The 17655-nt window shown below is 38.9% G+C and carries 14 protein-coding genes; 6 read left to right on the top strand and 8 right to left on the bottom strand.

Annotated elements, in window-relative coordinates; translation table 11 throughout:
• Positions 1-112 precede the first annotated feature (112 nt).
• The 6 genes from AC5RDS_RS02460 to AC5RDS_RS02435 all read right to left on the bottom strand — a co-directional run bounded on the left by AC5RDS_RS02460 (position 113) and on the right by AC5RDS_RS02435 (position 9656).
• A complete protein-coding gene (locus AC5RDS_RS02460; RefSeq protein WP_118104796.1) occupies positions 113-1216 on the bottom strand; it encodes a TlpA disulfide reductase family protein in 1104 nt (367 codons plus the stop codon).
• A gap of 3 nt (positions 1217-1219) precedes the next feature.
• Positions 1220-2815 carry a PKD-like family lipoprotein gene (locus AC5RDS_RS02455; protein ID WP_118104795.1) on the bottom strand — a complete coding sequence of 532 codons (1596 nt, stop codon included), beginning with the start codon at positions 2813-2815 and terminating at the stop codon, positions 1220-1222.
• A gap of 20 nt (positions 2816-2835) precedes the next feature.
• A complete protein-coding gene (locus tag AC5RDS_RS02450; RefSeq protein ID WP_118104794.1) occupies positions 2836-3591 on the bottom strand; it encodes a DUF4843 domain-containing protein in 756 nt (251 codons plus the stop codon).
• A 12-nt stretch (positions 3592-3603) separates the two neighbouring features.
• Positions 3604-5019, bottom strand: coding sequence for a RagB/SusD family nutrient uptake outer membrane protein (locus AC5RDS_RS02445; RefSeq protein ID WP_118104793.1), 1416 nt, complete (start codon positions 5017-5019; stop codon positions 3604-3606).
• A gap of 12 nt (positions 5020-5031) precedes the next feature.
• Entirely contained in the window at positions 5032-8391 is a 3360-nt protein-coding gene (locus AC5RDS_RS02440) for a SusC/RagA family TonB-linked outer membrane protein (RefSeq protein ID WP_229039751.1), read from the bottom strand.
• Positions 8392-8474: 83 nt separating this feature from the next.
• Complete coding sequence (locus AC5RDS_RS02435) at positions 8475-9656, bottom strand: FecR family protein (RefSeq protein WP_118104791.1); 1182 nt, start codon at positions 9654-9656, stop codon at positions 8475-8477.
• Between the two features lie 320 nt (positions 9657-9976).
• On the opposite strand from AC5RDS_RS02435, the gene AC5RDS_RS02430 reads away from it, so the two are divergent.
• The 3 genes from AC5RDS_RS02430 to rlmD all read left to right on the top strand — a co-directional run bounded on the left by AC5RDS_RS02430 (position 9977) and on the right by rlmD (position 12773).
• The gene (locus tag AC5RDS_RS02430) at positions 9977-10549 is read left to right on the top strand and encodes an RNA polymerase sigma factor (protein ID WP_118104790.1); all 573 of its coding nucleotides are present in this window, start codon (positions 9977-9979) and stop codon (positions 10547-10549) included.
• Between the two features lie 61 nt (positions 10550-10610).
• A complete protein-coding gene (locus AC5RDS_RS02425; protein ID WP_013612099.1) occupies positions 10611-11300 on the top strand; it encodes an SIR2 family NAD-dependent protein deacylase in 690 nt (229 codons plus the stop codon).
• Positions 11301-11339: 39 nt separating this feature from the next.
• Positions 11340-12773, top strand: a complete 1434-nt coding sequence (rlmD, locus tag AC5RDS_RS02420; protein WP_118108381.1) for a 23S rRNA (uracil(1939)-C(5))-methyltransferase RlmD — start codon at positions 11340-11342, stop codon at positions 12771-12773.
• A 417-nt stretch (positions 12774-13190) separates the two neighbouring features.
• Here rlmD and AC5RDS_RS02415 read toward each other — a convergent pair whose 3' ends face one another.
• Together AC5RDS_RS02415 and AC5RDS_RS02410 are read right to left on the bottom strand one after the other, a co-directional pair.
• Positions 13191-13679 carry a Dps family protein gene (locus AC5RDS_RS02415; RefSeq protein WP_013612101.1) on the bottom strand — a complete coding sequence of 163 codons (489 nt, stop codon included), beginning with the start codon at positions 13677-13679 and terminating at the stop codon, positions 13191-13193.
• 138 nt (positions 13680-13817) lie between these two features.
• On the bottom strand, positions 13818-14717 hold the full coding sequence (locus AC5RDS_RS02410; protein WP_041557303.1) for an alpha/beta hydrolase: 900 nt from the start codon (positions 14715-14717) through the stop codon (positions 13818-13820).
• Positions 14718-14841: 124 nt separating this feature from the next.
• Between AC5RDS_RS02410 and crcB the strand changes: the two genes are divergently transcribed.
• The 3 genes from crcB to pckA all read left to right on the top strand — a co-directional run bounded on the left by crcB (position 14842) and on the right by pckA (position 17513).
• A complete protein-coding gene (gene crcB, locus AC5RDS_RS02405) occupies positions 14842-15210 on the top strand; it encodes a fluoride efflux transporter CrcB (RefSeq protein WP_013612103.1) in 369 nt (122 codons plus the stop codon).
• 16 nt (positions 15211-15226) lie between these two features.
• A complete protein-coding gene (locus AC5RDS_RS02400) occupies positions 15227-15784 on the top strand; it encodes a DNA alkylation repair protein (protein ID WP_013612104.1) in 558 nt (185 codons plus the stop codon).
• A gap of 121 nt (positions 15785-15905) precedes the next feature.
• Positions 15906-17513, top strand: a complete 1608-nt coding sequence (pckA, locus tag AC5RDS_RS02395; protein WP_013612105.1) for a phosphoenolpyruvate carboxykinase (ATP) — start codon at positions 15906-15908, stop codon at positions 17511-17513.
• Positions 17514-17655: the final 142 nt, after the last annotated feature.

Here is a 17655-nt window from a genome sequence, read left to right as displayed (position 1 = left end):
TTTGCGGGGGAATACCTAAAGATACAAAAAAGCCAACTAATTCGCAACATTTTATGTATGAATTAGTTGGCTGATTTTATAGTATTTACTGAATGTCCCCATTTAGACAAACTTATTGTGCCAAAACCTTTTGTACACATTTTTCCAACTCTTCTCCTCTCAAACCTTCACCCACAATTCGGTTATTCTCATCCAATACAAACAACATTGGAATACCATGAATTTGATAAACATCCGTAACAATACTATTCCAACCTTTCAAATCAGACATATGCAACCAAGGCAAGCCATCTGCTTCAATTGCTTTACACCAAGCATCAACTTTTATATCTAATGAAACACCTATAACCTCCAAGCCTTTGGATTTATACCTCTCATAAATCTTTTTCACATTAGGATTCTCTGCCCGACACGGTCCACACCATGAAGCCCAGAAATCAATAATTTTCGCTTTGGCTTTCACTCCATAAATAGAAAGCGAGTCACCTTCCGGTGTTTGCATTCGTAAATCCGGTGCTGTTCCTCCAACCACTAGTGCTGCAATCTTCTCAGCAAATGGTTTCACATAGCATCCCGGGACAGTTGCTCGAGCATTCATACCCAATAATTCATACTTCTTTGACAAACTCTTTCTTTCCATCAAACGCTCCATTCTCCATGCCAACAACGCAGCACTCACGATATTGTCATTTGCCTTCAAAAATTCATCTTCTGCTTCATCATAAAGGTCTTCATATCGCAACAACAAACCTTTTATTTGCAACCTACTAAAATAATCATCTTTACCATACTCAGCTTCATATTCTTTACGTATGGAATCACATTCACGCTGCAATTCAAGTTCTTTTTTTCTAAATTCGTTACGAAGCTTTTGCATTTTACCTCCACCTGCAACTTCATACACTTTCAACTGCTTAACGTCTGCACTCACCTTATAATCACCCTTCTCCAAAAAAATAGGTATACGTAAACGTGTATTCACTGCACGAATTTCAGCTGCAATAGGTCGTCTTACTTTTCCGGTGAAATAAAACTTTCCATTAGCTGTCAGAGAATTAGCAAGAGTATCATATTTACCGGTAGCATCCTGAACAAGCAATAAAATACGTCCTCCATGATTCTTGATATGTCCACTAATTTTATACTGCCCGAACATTTGCAAACTCATAAATAATAAGCCTACTAACATTGCTATATTTTTCTTATGCCAATTCATCGTCTATTTTTTTCTTTCTTTGTAAACAATGTCCACAATTTTACCTAACTTCTTGTATTCTTTTTTCTTAACTAAATCCCCCATCAAATTCGGGACATCATACAAACGCATAATACCACATTCATTCTCAGGAACTCTTCTTTCACGTGTTCCTATAAGCAATTGGTAATTACGTGCACGCTCCCAATCTTCATACGCTTCCCACGCAACAAAAGGATTAAATCTAAGTACTTTTATACTCTCTCCGGGGAAATACAACACTTCTTTTGCCGGAATATCCGGATGCCCCATATCAAACTGATAAACCTTTTGTCCATCTGAGTAAAACAAATAAGGAAGTGAATGATGACAAGCAAACATTGTAGCATTTTCCAAATCTGCACCAGTTACCTTCCCATAATATTCTTGAATATTATACTCCTCATAATCTCCTTGTTGCCACCAATATTGCGGTGCTTTATAACGCGCACGCAATTTCATACCACAGAAGAAAAATTCATGAGTTGTCGGATGTTTCAATATAGCATAGATTAATCCCGATTTTGTTGACTCCATGTGTACAAGGTCGCATCCTGTCTGAACAGGAAATATATGCTCTCCAGAAAAAGTCATCACGGAGGGATAGGTAGAGTTATTTCTTATCACTAGAAATTGTCTATGAGTGGCATCATATAAAACGGCAGGAGCACATCCGTAACCACCATTAATATAGTTATCATCAAAACTAACACCGACAAAGGGAGCGGCTCTAAAATCTATTTTGCCGTCAATCTTATTGATAGGATATTCAAATACACTACCATAAACAGACCTATCGATACTATACACCTCATGTCTATCATCGACGATTACCAAACGATTACTCACAGAAAACATCGATAAATTCGAAGCAAGTAAATGAACTGCATCCGGGGTAATACCGAATCGCCATTTCAAACTATTGTCTTCACCCACTCGCAAATATTCAGGATCCATTACATAAGTATCATCATCAGTCACTAACATTGGGAATACTTCATTAACGCTATAATTATATAACAAACGCCTCGGGAATCCCGGCTTAAAAGGTTCATTTCCCCAAATATTATGAGCTATCAAGTCATCATTCTCATTTGAATTAAATATAATATCCATGCGAGATTTCCCATTTTCTTCACACAACACCATCCAACCTTCACTTGTCATAGATTTCACTCGCAACTGAAAAGGTGTCGACCAACAAATGCCTGTTTCTTTATCTATTATATTAAAAAAGCATGAGTAATCACCAGGTTTCAACGTTAATAACATATCTATCCGGCGTTCTGTAGAAAGCACCAAACTATCTACATGCTCAATTTTATTAAAATCAACTCCTTTAGGAATTGCCTTCCATAAATATTCATAATCTGCTTCATTAAAATCTTTTAATGTCGAATTAATTACAGGATCAAATGAAAGGCTATCGACAAAAGAGACTTTTGTATATAACTTACCCTTTTCCAAATTCTCTACAACCATCAATTCATTGATTTCCTTGTAGATATAATTACCTTTATCGTCCGAGCATGCCCCAAATTGCAACACACTCAACACAATTAATATATACTTAAATTTCATAGCATCAAATATTTAAACATTTAACCTTGAGAAGCAGCCCCCATCTCCATCGGCTTGCCATTCTCATCTTCTTGAGGATTATCTTGCAACCAACGGTGCATATATTTTCCTACAAACTTTAAATACCCTTCAGTCAATTTTGTCTTTACAAAATCTTCGCGGTCGATATTCATCACATCACAAATTAATGCAGTTTTTTTCTGCGACCAAACTCCAAAATATTTTATCCCATATATATTCCACCATGCCGGCATGGGAAAATTCTCATTCATCACAATGACGCGCTGATAATCAATAGGCCGTGTCTTGAAATTTACGCTATCGATTAGAATCGTAGCTTCTCGCGTGTAAATAAAACGAAGTTCAGGATTCTCTATCAATTTCACCACAAACCGCTTAGGATGCTTTATCAGGTCTTCTGTACGCAATAAATCTATACCAATAGAAGTTTCCGCTTGATTAGCAGACATCACATACTCAGTTGCAAATGCCTTAAAATCCACTCCTTCTATCGCCGACAAAGTATCTGTATCTGAATACACTTCAATGTTAAATTTACGGTCATAATTTGCAGTATTTCCATACAGACAAACTTTCAATTGAATTGATTGCATCTTTATATCGGAATTTTTTAACCCCCAAGCCACTCTAAGTGTATCAGAAAATATTCCCTCATCTGCAAAATAAATTCCGCTATCTCCTTCGTAAGTGTTGATATCCTTTTCACATGATACACAACTTACTAATATCAATAATAAAAATAATAGATTCTTCATAATAGATACATTTTAATTATACTGACTTTCTGCATCAGGTATTGGAAGCACATAATTCGACAATTTCACTGACACTAAACCATATTGGTCTGTAGCAGATTGCATTTCAGTTTTTTTGTTGCGCTTGTACCAGAAAAATAGTTGCCCCTCTCCATAAAACTCTTTCTTCCACTCTTTTTCTAAATAATAATTTACATCCCATTCTCGTACATTCCCCAAATTACGATGATTTCTGAACGTATTAAAATATTTAGCACGTGTTGGTCCATCTGTTGATGTTTCAGAAGCTATCATATACATCTCACTGATACGAATCATCGGTATCATTTGATTATACAAAGAATCTGTACCTTGAAACTTATTAAACACTCTATATGTTGTGCCTGAAATTTCTACAGTTCCGCTTAAAGAACTTGAATAGCGATAGTCTGCTTTATCTGACTCGAACACATAATTAACAACATCTCCACGCGGAGCCAACAAGGTATTAAGTTTCAAATTAGCACCATCAAACAACGAAGTATATAATGTATTTCTGTTCAAATTTTGCAAAGCAAACATAATTTCAGTAGAAAACACTCTATCTGCACTCTTAGAATTATCTAATTTCATCGGAGTTACCCATGGAAATTTTTCCTCTTGGATTTTAATGACAGACTCGGCATAATAAAGAGCACGTTCTTTGTTGCCCATATATAAATAAGCACGTGCTAATAATCCCTGTACGGCATAATAGTTCAACCGCAAATTTCTATCCTGAAGAAAAACATCTTTAGCATTTCCCTTCACACCATATTTCACAATGGGATCGTTTACTAACAATTGCTCTGCTTGCAACAAATCTTCAATAACCATGTTCATAAAGCCATTTGCAGCATAGGATGGTGCGGCATCAAACTGAAATTCCTTATAATAAGGGATTGAAATTGCCGTTGAATCCTCAGTATAAATAGGTCCGAACAAACGAAACAAATCAAAATGCAACAAGGCCCTCAATGCCAATGCTTCACCTTTAATCAAATTATAATACTCTCCTGCAAGCACATCACTATGAAGCTCTATATTTTTCAAAATAAGATTAGTATTAGCAATCAATTTATAGGCTGTGCCCCAAATACTTGTAGTCTTACCTCTTCCTGCAGAACCATTATACGAGAACTCCATCAACTCTTTATTGCTCTTATTTTCATCTCCAATAGCATATCGCTGAGCTAAAATTTCTATAAATTCACATGACAGATTCTTACCATACAAATCAGAACTATTTAATTCTATATAGACACCATTCAGCGTTTTCTTAAAACCCACCAAGCTAGAGAAATTATTATCTTCAGAAATTCTATCACTCGGCTTTACATCCAGCCAATTTGAACAGGAAAAACCAACTCCTCCCCAAAGGCATATAAAAATTATCAAATACTTTTTCATACATCATCCAGTTTAGAAATTAATAGAAACGGACATCGAAACACTCCGTGCAAACGGATAACTTATACCTCGTTCATCTTTAATCGTAGAAAAACGACAAATATCATTCATATAAGCACTTACCGTCAATCCGGAAAATCGGACATGCTCCATCCACCTTTGTGGAAACTCGTAAGCCAAACGTGCTGATTCTATAGCTATATAATTGTTATCTTGCACAAAACGCGAAGATATTGGTGTTATCTCAGTGCGAGAAATACCTTTAAACTTTGTTTTATCGCCAGGCTTTTGCCAACGATCGTACAAAGCTCGTCTATCCTGATTCTGCGACAAACCGGCAACTGAAATATTCTCTACTTTTTCATATAAAGTACTATTAAATCTTTGACCGCCTAAACTATAACGAATATGCAAGTTCAGAGAAAAACCTTTCCAATATAACGAATTACTCCAAACACCTTCTACATCAGGATTTGTATTACCCACAACGACTTCATTATCGTAGCTATGTTGAAATGTAGGCTTTCCATCCTTTGTCAAGAATATTTCCTTACCTGTTGCAGGATCTATACCTGCCGAACGCACCGCCCACAACGCTGTTGGACTACCTCCATCATAATATCGAGTCAAGTTCTTTGACAAATTTTCCTTGTTATACTGGTTTAATTTTCTACCAATCTTATCATAATACGTTTTAACACTTCTGAAAGAAAGACTCATCGTCCAATTAATACGTTCTTGAGGACGGTAGATAATAGCATATCTGACAGTTCCACTGACACCTTTATTTACTTGTTTACCGATATTACTAAGACGAGATAACATCCCGACAGATAAAGGAATTCCTATCGAAGCCAATAATGGGTCGGTGTTCTTATGAAAATAATCGAAATTAATATGGAAACGATTCCACATACTCAAATCAAAGCCCACATTAATATCTGTTGTCTTCTGCCATTGTAAATCCGGATCTCCGAATGTACTAACCAACAAACCTGTCCCAAAATTATTCTGCAGCCAATTATTATATTGATAGGTTGTAATCGTATTATACGAACCAAAGTTTTGATTACCGGGATTACCGACAGAAGTACGAATTTTCAACACATCAAGAATATCGGTATTATCCTTGATAAAATTCTCATTATGAACATTCCAAGCAACCCCTACAGCCCATGTCGTCGTAAACTTTTTATTAGAACCAAACACAGAAGTTCCATCCATTCTAGCATTTGCATCCAACAAATATTTATTCTTATAGGAATAGCCACCGTTAAAATAGAAATTTGCAGAGCGGTTCTTTAAATCACCATAAGAAGGTTTGCCATTATCCGGATATTTATTAGAGAAGCCTGGAGTTGTATAATTTCCCTCTGGAAAACCTACTGCCGAAAAACCTTTGGAAATACTCTTCCTTTCGCTTATCGACATTCCCAATACAGCATTGATTTGATGAGCATCATTGAAAATCTGTCCATATGTCAGGGTCAAATCCCCATCATAAGAAAAATCATCTCTTCTCACATCATTATACGAACCCTTCTTCAATAATTCCACTTGGTCAAACTCCGTTGCCTCAGGAGACGTAAATCTTTCGGAATCGGAAGTTTGTTTTGCAACTCCAAAACGACCTCTTATGTATAGAAAATCAAATGGACGGTATTCCAAATTAAAATTATTGCGAACTCCAAACATTTTGCTTTTATCATAGCTGCTTAATGCGGCATTCCATAATGGATTACCAACAATCTCTGAAGCATCCGTTGCACTGAATTCATTATCTTTATACTCCAACCACTTTTCTACTATACCATCAACCGTTCTTTTAGGATAATACGGATTTGCATGAGCATATTCAGAAAAAGGTACAACAGGATTAGTATATTTCGTAACATCCACACTTATTTTATTAGAGAACGTTAATTTCCCAACGCGATACAATAAATCAAGATTCCCACTAAAAATATCACGAATAGAAGATTTCATCACGCCTTGTATTTTATTATAGCTACCACCAAATCCATAACGAAACTGCTCGCTTCCCCCTTCCACATAAAGATTATGCCTCTGATTAAAGCCTATCCGAATCGGTTCTGAAAGCCAATAGGTATCAACACCTCTCAACACATTGCTTAATAATTTATTATAACGGACTTCTTTTAACTCCTGATAATCTGCAATATTCGATTTAAAGTTACCTGCCAAACGTTCAAACTCCAATTTTTCAGCAGCATTCATCAAATTATAATCAGTTAAATCTGCAAAAGAGATTTCGTAATTACCGTTATATGATAAACGTAGCCTACCCCCTTGAGGAACTTTTGTTTCAACCACTACCACTCCGTTCGCAGCTTTAGCACCATAAATAGCAGTTGATGCAGCATCCTTCAAAATAGTAACAGATGCTATTCTGTCCATACTCAAATCCATAATTGTCTGCAAACTAGTTTCGAAACCATCCAAAATAAACAGAGGCTGATTAGGATCTTCTCCAAACTGTTCCTTCAAACCAACAATGCTACTCTTTCCACGAATTTCCAAATCGGGTAATTTATTTGGGTCTGACCCAAACTCATTGTTTTCTAACACAGCAAAAGCAGGGTCCAATACTTTCAAACTCTGAATCAAATTCTGATTTCCTACACTCTTCAATTCTTCCGCCTTATATGTCTGAGAAGAACCGGTAAAACTTTCTTTTTTTCGAGTATATACACCAGTAACAACGACTTCATCAATATTCGAAGATTCAGTTTTCAACAAAACATCCAAATATTCCCGCTTGCCCACAGTCACCTCTACAGTCTCATAACCAACAAATGAAATCTCCAAAGCAATAAAATTATCAACAACTGTCAACTCAAATTTACCTTCCATATTAGTGGCTGTTCCCAACGAAGTTCCTTTAATCTTAATGGTCGCTCCAGGCAATGGATCTCCTGTCGTTTTATCTCTTACAATACCTTTTATTGTCCTAGATTTAATCTTTTGATCATCCAATCGTACAGACTCACCACGAACAATAATAGCTCCATCACGAAATTCAAACCCTAAATTTTTTCCCTTTAACAAATCATGCAAAAAGTCTTTCAAATCCACCATTTTTGCATTAACATCTACAGTCCCCTTATTTTGTACCAAATCATAATTGTACAAAAAATCATAACCGGTTTGCTTAGTAATTTCATTAAAAACTTTTACCAAAGACACATCCTTCATCTTCAAGCTAACTAATCCATTCTGAGAATAGACTTCTGCAGAAACAGAAAGTGCCCCTAATACTAGCAAACAAAACAAATAATTCATACGCAAAAACATTTTACGCAGCCATATTCTTTTTCTTGACATGGCATTCTTTAATAATCTTTTTTTCATACATTTGTTAAATTAAAATTAAACGTTGCCTCAAATGCTTGCCGGCTTATATGAGGCATCACTTCTCAACCGGAAATACCTCCCTATTTCCGGTTTTTGTTAGTTCTTACAATAATTACCCGTTCTGCAATTTCAAAATCTACGTCATTAGTTAGTTTTATCATGGTTAATAAATTATCAATATCCTCATATCTTTTCAACCGTCCTGAAAAACGCAATTTTCCCGCTACAGAATCCGCAAACACCACATGAATATCATACCAACGTTCCAAAGTCCTCATTATTTCTCCCAATGGTTGCTTGTCAAAAGCATAATATCCGTCCTTCCAAGAAGTGTAAAGATTCGTATTCACTTTCTGCACTTCAATCCCTACCACGCCTTTTTTACAAACGGCCTGTTCCGCCGGAGTCAAAATACAGTCTGCACCTTCTTCATTCACTACCCGCACAGAACCATTTACCAACGTTGTCAACACCTCATCCCCACCTTGTACTGCTGCAATATTAAACTCAGTTCCCAATGCCGTAACATCCACTCCATTCACACAAACAACAAATGGACGTTCCGCCTCTTTTGCCACATCGAAATAAGCCTCTCCTTTCAGAAAAATTCTACGTTCACTGTCACCAAAAGCAACCGGAAAACGCAACTCAGTCTCTGCATTTAACCAAACATTCGTACCATCTTCCAATTTCAACTGGTACTCACCTCCACGCGGAATCGTCAAAGTGTTATACTCCAACTTTTTCTCTCCGTGCTTCTTTACGCCTGCCTCATATTCAAGTACATTCCCCACATTGCGAATTCTGCTGCTATCCTTGCTTACAAATTGTCCCTCTTCCTGCAAGTCCAACTCTTCGCCGGAAGCCAAGGTCAACACAGCCTTCGGAGAACCGGGAACAATCTGAGATTCTACAAATTCAACTTTTACAGCCTGCTCATCATCTTTTTCAGTCAATAACAACACACCAACACCAATAGCCAATGTAACGACAGCCGCATATCCCCAACGTACAATTTGCCGGCGAAGCCTTATCATTTTACCAGCTTTTCTTCTAGCGCAGTTATCTTCCCACGCTCGCTGCACATTTATATTATCTTTAAGACCACCTTTGTTCTCTGCATAAAAAATTTGCAACCTGGCGTATTCATCCCGGTTCTGCTTATTCTCGTCCAGCCAAACTTGCAATGTACTTATCTCTTCCTGAGATAACTCCTCGCCATGAATTGAAGCTGCTATAATCTCCCAAATTCTATTTTCCATTCCCACTAATTTTGTTTTTATATTATTAATGACACCAAATTCAAAAAATAATGTGACAAAAAATTTATTTTTTTTACACTATTCGGAGACCGAACAAATTATTCCCCCCTATAACCTTCCACCCATATCTCACTGCGGTCTCACTCCCCTCTCACCATTCTCCGTTCTTCTCCCGAAGTTTCCCCGAAGCTCATCCGAACGAGAAGCCGGGAGCTACGAGGAAGCTACGACTAAAGCTAAAAGACAAGTAAGAGAAATAAATAATTTGCATATATCTATTTTTTTTATGAACATTGTAACAGCGTTGTATACACAAAAAAATGAAAGAAGAGCAAATTATTCTAAAAGGATTACAGCAAGGAAGTGAACAAGCATACAAAGACTTGTTTACAGCCTATTTTTCCGACTTGGTGCTATATGCAAATCATTTTATAAAAAATCAAGCAGCTGCCGAAGATATCGTTCAAGATTTTTTTATCACCTTATGGTTTGAAAAAAAATTTTCCAATATAGAAAATGGCTTAGAAAGTTATCTCTACCGCTCGCTACACAATACATGCCTGAACCATCTGCGCAATGAACAGAGAAAACAAGAAAAGCTTCTGCACATGACGATTGAGAAGGACTCTTCCCCAACTCTAACAACCGAATTAGAAGATAAAGAACGAGAATACAACCAACTTTACCAAGCACTGCATAAACTACCGGAACAATGCAAACAGGTGTTCACTCTCTGCTGTCTGCAAGATATGAAATATCAAGAAGCTGCCGACTATCTGGGCATCTCTATCAATACCGTACGCACCCAAATGGGAAGGGCATACAAAATCCTACGCAATTCATTGGATAGCAAGTCATTTCTTAACCTGCTATTCCTACGTTTCTTAAAATAGATATTTGCTCTATTACCATTTTCTCAAAAATAAACTACCTTTGCACAAATAAATGACAGAAATGAAACTGGTTATATTAACAGGAGCCGGCATGAGTGCGGAAAGCGGCATCAAAACTTTCCGGGACAGCGACGGTTTATGGGAAAATTACCGGATCGAAGATGTTTGTACCCCTGAAGCATTAGAACGTAATCCGGAATTAGTAAACCATTTTTACAATGAGCGCCGGAAACAGCTCTACGAAGCCCAACCCAATGCCGGTCATAAGGGCTTAGCCGAGTTGGAAAATTATTTCGATGTCCGGATCATCACCCAAAATATCGACGATTTGCACGAACGTGCCGGTAGCAAACATGTTCTACACTTGCATGGAGAACTGAAGAAAGTGAGAAGCAGTAAAAATCCCGATTCGATTTACGACCTGAAAGGCTGGGAACTGAAACCAGGGACCCGTTGTGAAGACGGCTCACTGTTACGTCCTCATGTAGTTTTCTTCGGAGAAGCAGTACCCAATATCGAACCGGCAACCGATCTGGTTCGTCAGGCAGATATTTTCGTCATTATCGGTACTTCACTGGCCGTTTATCCGGCAGCCAGTCTGTTGCACTATGCCCCCGAAGGTATTCCGGTCTTCGTTATCGATCCTAAGATTCCTCAACAAGCACACCGGATGGGCTATCACCTGATTGAAAAAGGAGCTTCCGAAGGAGTACAAGAATTGAAAAATATCTTACTATCCGAAACTCGTTAAAGCATGAATAAAATAAACCATTATAAAAGCTGAATACAAGTGGGAAGAGGTAAAAAACCATTGTTAGAAAAAGTAGAAATACAAAAAATCGCAGCGGAAGGTAAATCCATTGCTTATATCGACGAAAAAGTGTTATTTGTCCCGAATACGCTTCCGGGAGATATTGTTGATGTTCAAGTCACCCGAAAACGTAAAAATTTTATGGAAGGCATAGTCACCCATACCCATCGGTTCTCGGCCTTACGTATAGCCCCGGCTTGTACCCATTTCGGCATTTGCGGAGGATGCAAATGGCAAAATCTCCCTTACGAAAAACAACTGGAATTCAAACAGCAGGAAATCAACGACAATTTGCAACGCATCGGAAAAATAAAACTACAAAATGTTTATCCGATCATCGGATCTGCCCGCCAACTCTATTACCGCAACAAGCTAGAGTTTACATTTTCGAATAAGCGCTTTCTCACCCGGGAAGAAATCAGCAGGGAAGCGGATATAGAGCGTACTCCGGCTTTAGGATTTCATGTGCCGGGACTGTTCGACAAAGTGGTAGATATCGATCATTGCTGCCTGCAAGGATCGTCTTCCAACGAAATCCGGAATTTCATCAAAACTTATGCCCTGAAAAAAGGTCTTTCGTTTTACGATATCCGGGCCCAGCAAGGTTTCCTGCGCACCCTGATCATCCGAACTGCCTCGACAGGGGAAATCATGGTTATCCTCGCCTTCGGACATGAAGATACTGGAGCACGCGAACAATTATTGGAAACGCTTGTCCGGCAATTCCCACAAATCACCTCCCTGATGTACGTGATCAACGAAAAACTGAACGATAACCTAACCGATCAGGATATGTTCCGTTTTCATGGCCGGGATCATATCTTTGAAGAAATGGAAGGTCTGAAATTCAAGATCGGTCCGAAATCTTTCTATCAGACTAATTCCGAACAAGCCTATAATCTGTACAGCAAAACACGCGAATTGGCAGGTTTAACCGGGCAGGAAACTGTCTACGATCTCTACACAGGAACAGGAACGATCGCCAATTTTATCGCCCGTCAGGCCCGGAAAGTGATCGGTATAGAATATGTTCCCGAAGCAATCGAAGATGCTAAAGTCAATTCAGCAATCAACCACATAGATAACACTATTTTTTATGCCGGAGACATGAAAGACGTGCTGAATGCTTCATTCATAAGTAAACATGGACAACCGGATATTATCATCACCGATCCTCCCCGCGCAGGCATGCATCCGGATGTAGTCCAAACGATCCTTCAAGCCTCTCCCGAACGTATTGTCTATGTCAGCTGTAACTCAGCAACCCAGGCCAGAGATTTGCAAATGATGGATTCTGCCTACGAAGTTATAGCTGTTCAACCGGTCGACATGTTTCCACACACTCATCACGTCGAAAACATCGTCCTGCTCAGGAAAAGAGAGTTCTCCCAAACTGATTCGTGTCAGCCCTAGAGCTTTCTAATCGACGGAATCGTTCCTTTTTTGATTAGCACACCTATGGTTCTGATTGAGATTTTTCATCGGCACCGTAGGTGCGCTTATGAATATCAACAATTCGTAAGGGACATCGGACCAAAAGCCTGCATGCGGATAAGGGAAGTATCCAAGTTTCCGTCCGGAAAACAGTTCCCGTACAAACTTGCCGATATAAAACTAATATCCGCTTCTTTGACAAACGTATAAAACGGAGGGATGAAATAAAAAAAGCCAGGATTGGTCAGGACCAGGAGCCTGTACAATAGCCATGGTCAATCCGGGAGATGGCAATTTCACCGGAACTGTTGTCAATTCTTCCTTAAAAACAAAAAAGGTAAAAGCCCCCCGTACGGTAACTTCTACCTTTTTATATACAACAATACAATCAAACAATTATTTCTCCAGATATGCCCGGATCATCCAAGCCGTTTTTTCCTTTTTCTCGATCATATCTTCCAGGAAATTTGTCGTACCGGCATCATCGGTATCCTCTTCTTTCTCGAGTTGTTCGATGTCCTTACGGATTTCACGAATTAACGTATCATTGTCCTGACTCAGGATAGCCAACATCTGTTTAGCTTCAGGCAGAGGTTCCGATTCACAATGTTCTTTAATGCGGTTGTGCTCCAGATAACCGGCCAACGAACCGATGGGACGTTCGTCCAAAGAACGGATACGTTCTGCAATAGCATCAATATCTTCAATCAACCCATTATACAAATCTTCCATGAAAACATGGTAAGAATGAAAACTTACCCCTTTGACATTCCAATGGTAATTCCACGTCTTTGCCAATAACACAAAATGGTCGGACAGCAAATTATTCAATACTGTTTTGCTGGCTCTCACCATACCTTCATTTAAACCAATATTAGCAGCCATAATAAATATTTTAACAATTAGACTTTATTTATGTATGGCTATATAACGCAATAAATCAGTTTTTGTTACGCAATAAACGATTGAAATAAAAGCCAACGGAACTTTCTCCCCCAACCCGGCAGTTCAAAATTTCAGGGCTCAGATCTTTTTCAGCCAATTGGCCAACAAATTAGTCCACTGATTATGGTATTCGAAATTATTCCGCATTCCCCAGCCATGCCCGCCTTTATCAAAAATATACAATACAGCAGGCACTTTATTCTTTTTCAAAGCCTGATAAAATACGACACTATTCATCGAAGGCACCACTGTATCGTCATCGCTATGAAATAAAAGTGCAGGTGGGGTCTTGGCAGTAACATGTTGTTCGTTCGAGTATTGTGCAATAGCTTCGGCAGAAGGATTCTTACCCAACAGAGCTTCACGAGAACCGCTATGTGTCAACCCGGCAGTCATGGAGATCACTGGATAAAAAAGAATCTGAAAATCAGGCCGGGAACTATATTGCTCCAAACGGTCGGTAGTTCCGCTCTTTCCACTATCGAAATGCGTCGACACGGTAGAGGCCAAATGCCCGCCTGCAGAAAATCCGGCAATTCCAACTTTCGCCGGATCGATACCCCATTCCTCACTACGGCTCCTTACCCACTTCATCGCACGCAAAGCATCGGTCATCGGTATACGATCATGTTGGTTAGGCATCCGATATTTCAATACGATACCTGTAATCCCCTGCTTCACCAGCCACTGCGCAAATTCTTCACCTTCATATCCCATAGCCAGATAAGTATAACCACCTCCCGGACAAATCAAAACAGCCTTGCCCGTATTTTTAGCAGGATCAGGATGAAAAACCAACAGTTCTGCTGTACTATTGTTCGAAATTCCGCCCTGATCATCTACCGTACGGTCCACTTTAATGCCATTATTCTCTTTTACTCCCTGGGGCCATAAAGGAAATACTTCCGGTGTCTGAGCTCCGGCAAGCATAGCACATCCCAAAACAAAACTCAGCAACAAGAACTTCAATCGTTTCATTTTCACAGCTTTAAACATTCTTATTCTACAATTTATAAGGCGAATAAATATAAACATTTTTTATTTTATCCGGTTTTATTTCAGAATCTTCTTTAATTTTTTTTACTTTGTAAAAAAAGAAATCATGTGGCAAAACATAATTTTTGTAGGCCTGGGTTCTATCGTCGGAGGGGTTTCACGTTATTTTATCTCTGAGTGGAGCCGGCACCTATTTCCCTCAAGCTTCCCTTGGGGAACTTTTATTGTAAATATCGCCGGTTGTTTCTTACTCGGTTTGTTAAGTGGTTTTTTCACTTCCCATCCTGCTCCGGTCTATCGTCTCTTTTTTACCGTAGGATTCTGTGGTAGTTTTACTACCTTTTCCACCTTCTCATTCGAAAATCTGCAATTACTAAGCAATAAGGCATATGGTTTATTTTCATTAAATATCGGACTGAGCCTCATTTTAGGCATACTTTTTGCTGGACTGGGATATTTGATGACCAATAAGTGAAAAAAGACAGTAAAACATGGATTTCAGTATTATAGACCCACATACGAACGCAGTTTTTCAGCAAATACTTTCACGTATCCGTCGTCTTCAAAGCGGAGGGACGATCGATAGCCTGCAAGACATCGGCGCTAATACCGATCATCAGATCGGTGCCAGTTACGTTTCCCTGAAAGAATTGTCAGCAGCTTATCCGCCCGATGAAAAATTGGCCCTTTTGTTATGGAATCAAGGACAAAGAGAAGAGCAAATCGTGGCCTGCCTGCTTTTCCCTCAAGATTTAAATAAAGAAAAAATTACGCAATTAGCACCTCACTGTCTCCATTTTGAAATTGCCGGTTATTTAGGTTCGCTTTATTTATATAAACGCCCGGATTTACTTGAATTAGCGGAAGAATGGCTCAATTCAGAAAACCCGTTCATGCAGCTGGCAATCATGACAGCCCTTGCCAGATACCTCATTTTAAATAAAGAGAGTGACAAAATATCTAAAGATTACTTTCGTACTGTTGTCAACCGGAATTATAAAGACAAGTATGTTCAGTTAGCAGCCGAACGCTATCGTTTTAACATTTAATAAATGTTAAAGCTGGCATTTAATGAGTAGTAAGAGATTTTTAATAAGAAAACTTTCTTACTTTTGTGAAGTTATTACGGAAAAAAAGTATTAATAAATCGTTTAATATAAATTTACTACTATGTCAAAATTAGATTTAAGCAAGTATGGCATTACCGATGTGAAAGAAATCCTTCACAATCCTTCTTACGAGGAATTATTCAAAGCCGAAACCGATCCCTCTTTAACCGGATATGAAAAAGGCCAGGTAACCGAATTGGGTGCTGTAAACGTAATGACAGGTATTTATACCGGTCGTTCTCCTAAAGATAAATTCTTTGTAAAAAATGAAGCCAGTGAAAAAACTGTTTGGTGGACTTCAGAAGAATACAAAAACGACAACAAACCTTGTAGCGAAGAAGCTTGGGCCGATCTGAAAGCAAAAGCTGTTAAAGAATTATCAGGTAAAAAATTATACGTTGTCGATACTTTCTGCGGAGCAAACGCAGGTACTCGTTTGAAAGTTCGTTTCATCATGGAAGTTGCGTGGCAGGCTCATTTCGTAAAGAATATGTTTATCCGTCCTACCGAGGAAGAATTGGCCAACTACGGCGAACCGGATTTCGTTTCTTTCAATGCTGCTAAAGCTAAAGTAGACAACTACAAAGAACTGGGTCTGAATTCAGAAACAGCAACTGTATTCAACCTAAGAACCAATGAGCAGGTGATACTGAATACCTGGTACGGCGGAGAAATGAAAAAAGGTATTTTCTCTATCATGAATTACCTGAATCCGTTACGTGGTATCGCTTCTATGCACTGCTCGGCAAACACCGATCTGGAAGGTAAAAACACAGCTATTTTCTTCGGTCTGTCCGGAACCGGTAAAACCACTTTATCGACCGACCCGAAACGTTTGTTGATCGGGGATGACGAACACGGTTGGGATGACGAAGGTGTGTTCAACTACGAAGGCGGTTGCTATGCAAAAGTAATCAATCTGGACAAAGACAGCGAACCGGATATCTACAACGCCATCAAACGTGACGCCCTGTTGGAGAACGTAACTGTAGATGCAAACGGCAAGATCGATTTCAACGACAAATCGGTAACTGAAAACACCCGTGTTTCTTATCCGATCTATCACATCAAGAATATCGTCAAACCGGTATCTAAAGGCCCGGCAGCCAAACAGGTTATCTTCTTGTCAGCCGACGCATTCGGAGTATTGCCTCCGGTATCCATCCTGAACGCAGAACAGACAAAATATTATTTCCTGTCCGGATTTACCGCAAAATTGGCAGGAACAGAGCGTGGAATTACCGAGCCGACACCGACTTTCTCTGCTTGTTTCGGAGCTGCTTTCTTATCACTGCATCCCACCAAATATGCAGAAGAGCTGGTAAAGAAAATGGAAAAATCAGGTGCTAAAGCTTATTTAGTAAACACCGGATGGAACGGTACCGGCAAACGTATTTCTATTAAAGATACCCGTGGTATCATCGATGCCATCCTGGACGGTTCTATCGATAAAGCTCCGACCAAAACGATCCCGTTCTTTGATTTCGTTGTTCCGACCGCTCTGCCGGGCGTAGATCCGAAAATCCTCGATCCCCGCGATACTTATGCTAACGCAAGCGAATGGGAAACCAAAGCAAAAGATCTTTCAGAACGGTTCATCAAAAACTTCAAGAAATTTGAGGGTAATGCTGCCGGTAAAGCTCTGGTTGCTGCAGGACCGAAACTTTAAATTACAAGACTCCCGGAAACGGGAGTTTTTTTTATAGCTTCCCAAAACCTATCAAAAAGCATGTAATTTGAAATAAAATTGCATGCTATTTTTGTGAGACATAATTCTGATCTCTGATTTGATCGATAACATCTCTGAAAAT

This window comes from Odoribacter sp. (assembly GCF_985060555.1).
This window is presented reverse-complemented; position numbering and strand designations above follow the sequence as displayed.

Bases quoted from the DNA above. Each gene is read 5' to 3' on its own strand.
- AC5RDS_RS02460 (WP_118104796.1), bottom strand. From the start codon at position 1,216: ATGAATTGGCATAAGAAAAATATAGCAATGTTAGTAGGCTTATTATTT.
- AC5RDS_RS02455 (WP_118104795.1), bottom strand. From the start codon at position 2,815: ATGAAATTTAAGTATATATTAATTGTGTTGAGTGTGTTGCAATTTGGG.
- AC5RDS_RS02450 (WP_118104794.1), bottom strand. From the start codon at position 3,591: ATGAAGAATCTATTATTTTTATTATTGATATTAGTAAGTTGTGTATCA.
- AC5RDS_RS02445 (WP_118104793.1), bottom strand. From the start codon at position 5,019: ATGAAAAAGTATTTGATAATTTTTATATGCCTTTGGGGAGGAGTTGGT.
- AC5RDS_RS02440 (WP_229039751.1), bottom strand. From the start codon at position 8,391: ATGAAAAAAAGATTATTAAAGAATGCCATGTCAAGAAAAAGAATATGG.
- AC5RDS_RS02435 (WP_118104791.1), bottom strand. From the start codon at position 9,656: ATGGAAAATAGAATTTGGGAGATTATAGCAGCTTCAATTCATGGCGAG.
- AC5RDS_RS02430 (WP_118104790.1), top strand. From the start codon at position 9,977: ATGAAAGAAGAGCAAATTATTCTAAAAGGATTACAGCAAGGAAGTGAA.
- AC5RDS_RS02425 (WP_013612099.1), top strand. From the start codon at position 10,611: ATGAAACTGGTTATATTAACAGGAGCCGGCATGAGTGCGGAAAGCGGC.
- AC5RDS_RS02415 (WP_013612101.1), bottom strand. From the start codon at position 13,679: ATGGCTGCTAATATTGGTTTAAATGAAGGTATGGTGAGAGCCAGCAAA.
- AC5RDS_RS02410 (WP_041557303.1), bottom strand. From the start codon at position 14,717: ATGAAACGATTGAAGTTCTTGTTGCTGAGTTTTGTTTTGGGATGTGCT.
- crcB (WP_013612103.1), top strand. From the start codon at position 14,842: ATGTGGCAAAACATAATTTTTGTAGGCCTGGGTTCTATCGTCGGAGGG.
- AC5RDS_RS02400 (WP_013612104.1), top strand. From the start codon at position 15,227: ATGGATTTCAGTATTATAGACCCACATACGAACGCAGTTTTTCAGCAA.
- pckA (WP_013612105.1), top strand. From the start codon at position 15,906: ATGTCAAAATTAGATTTAAGCAAGTATGGCATTACCGATGTGAAAGAA.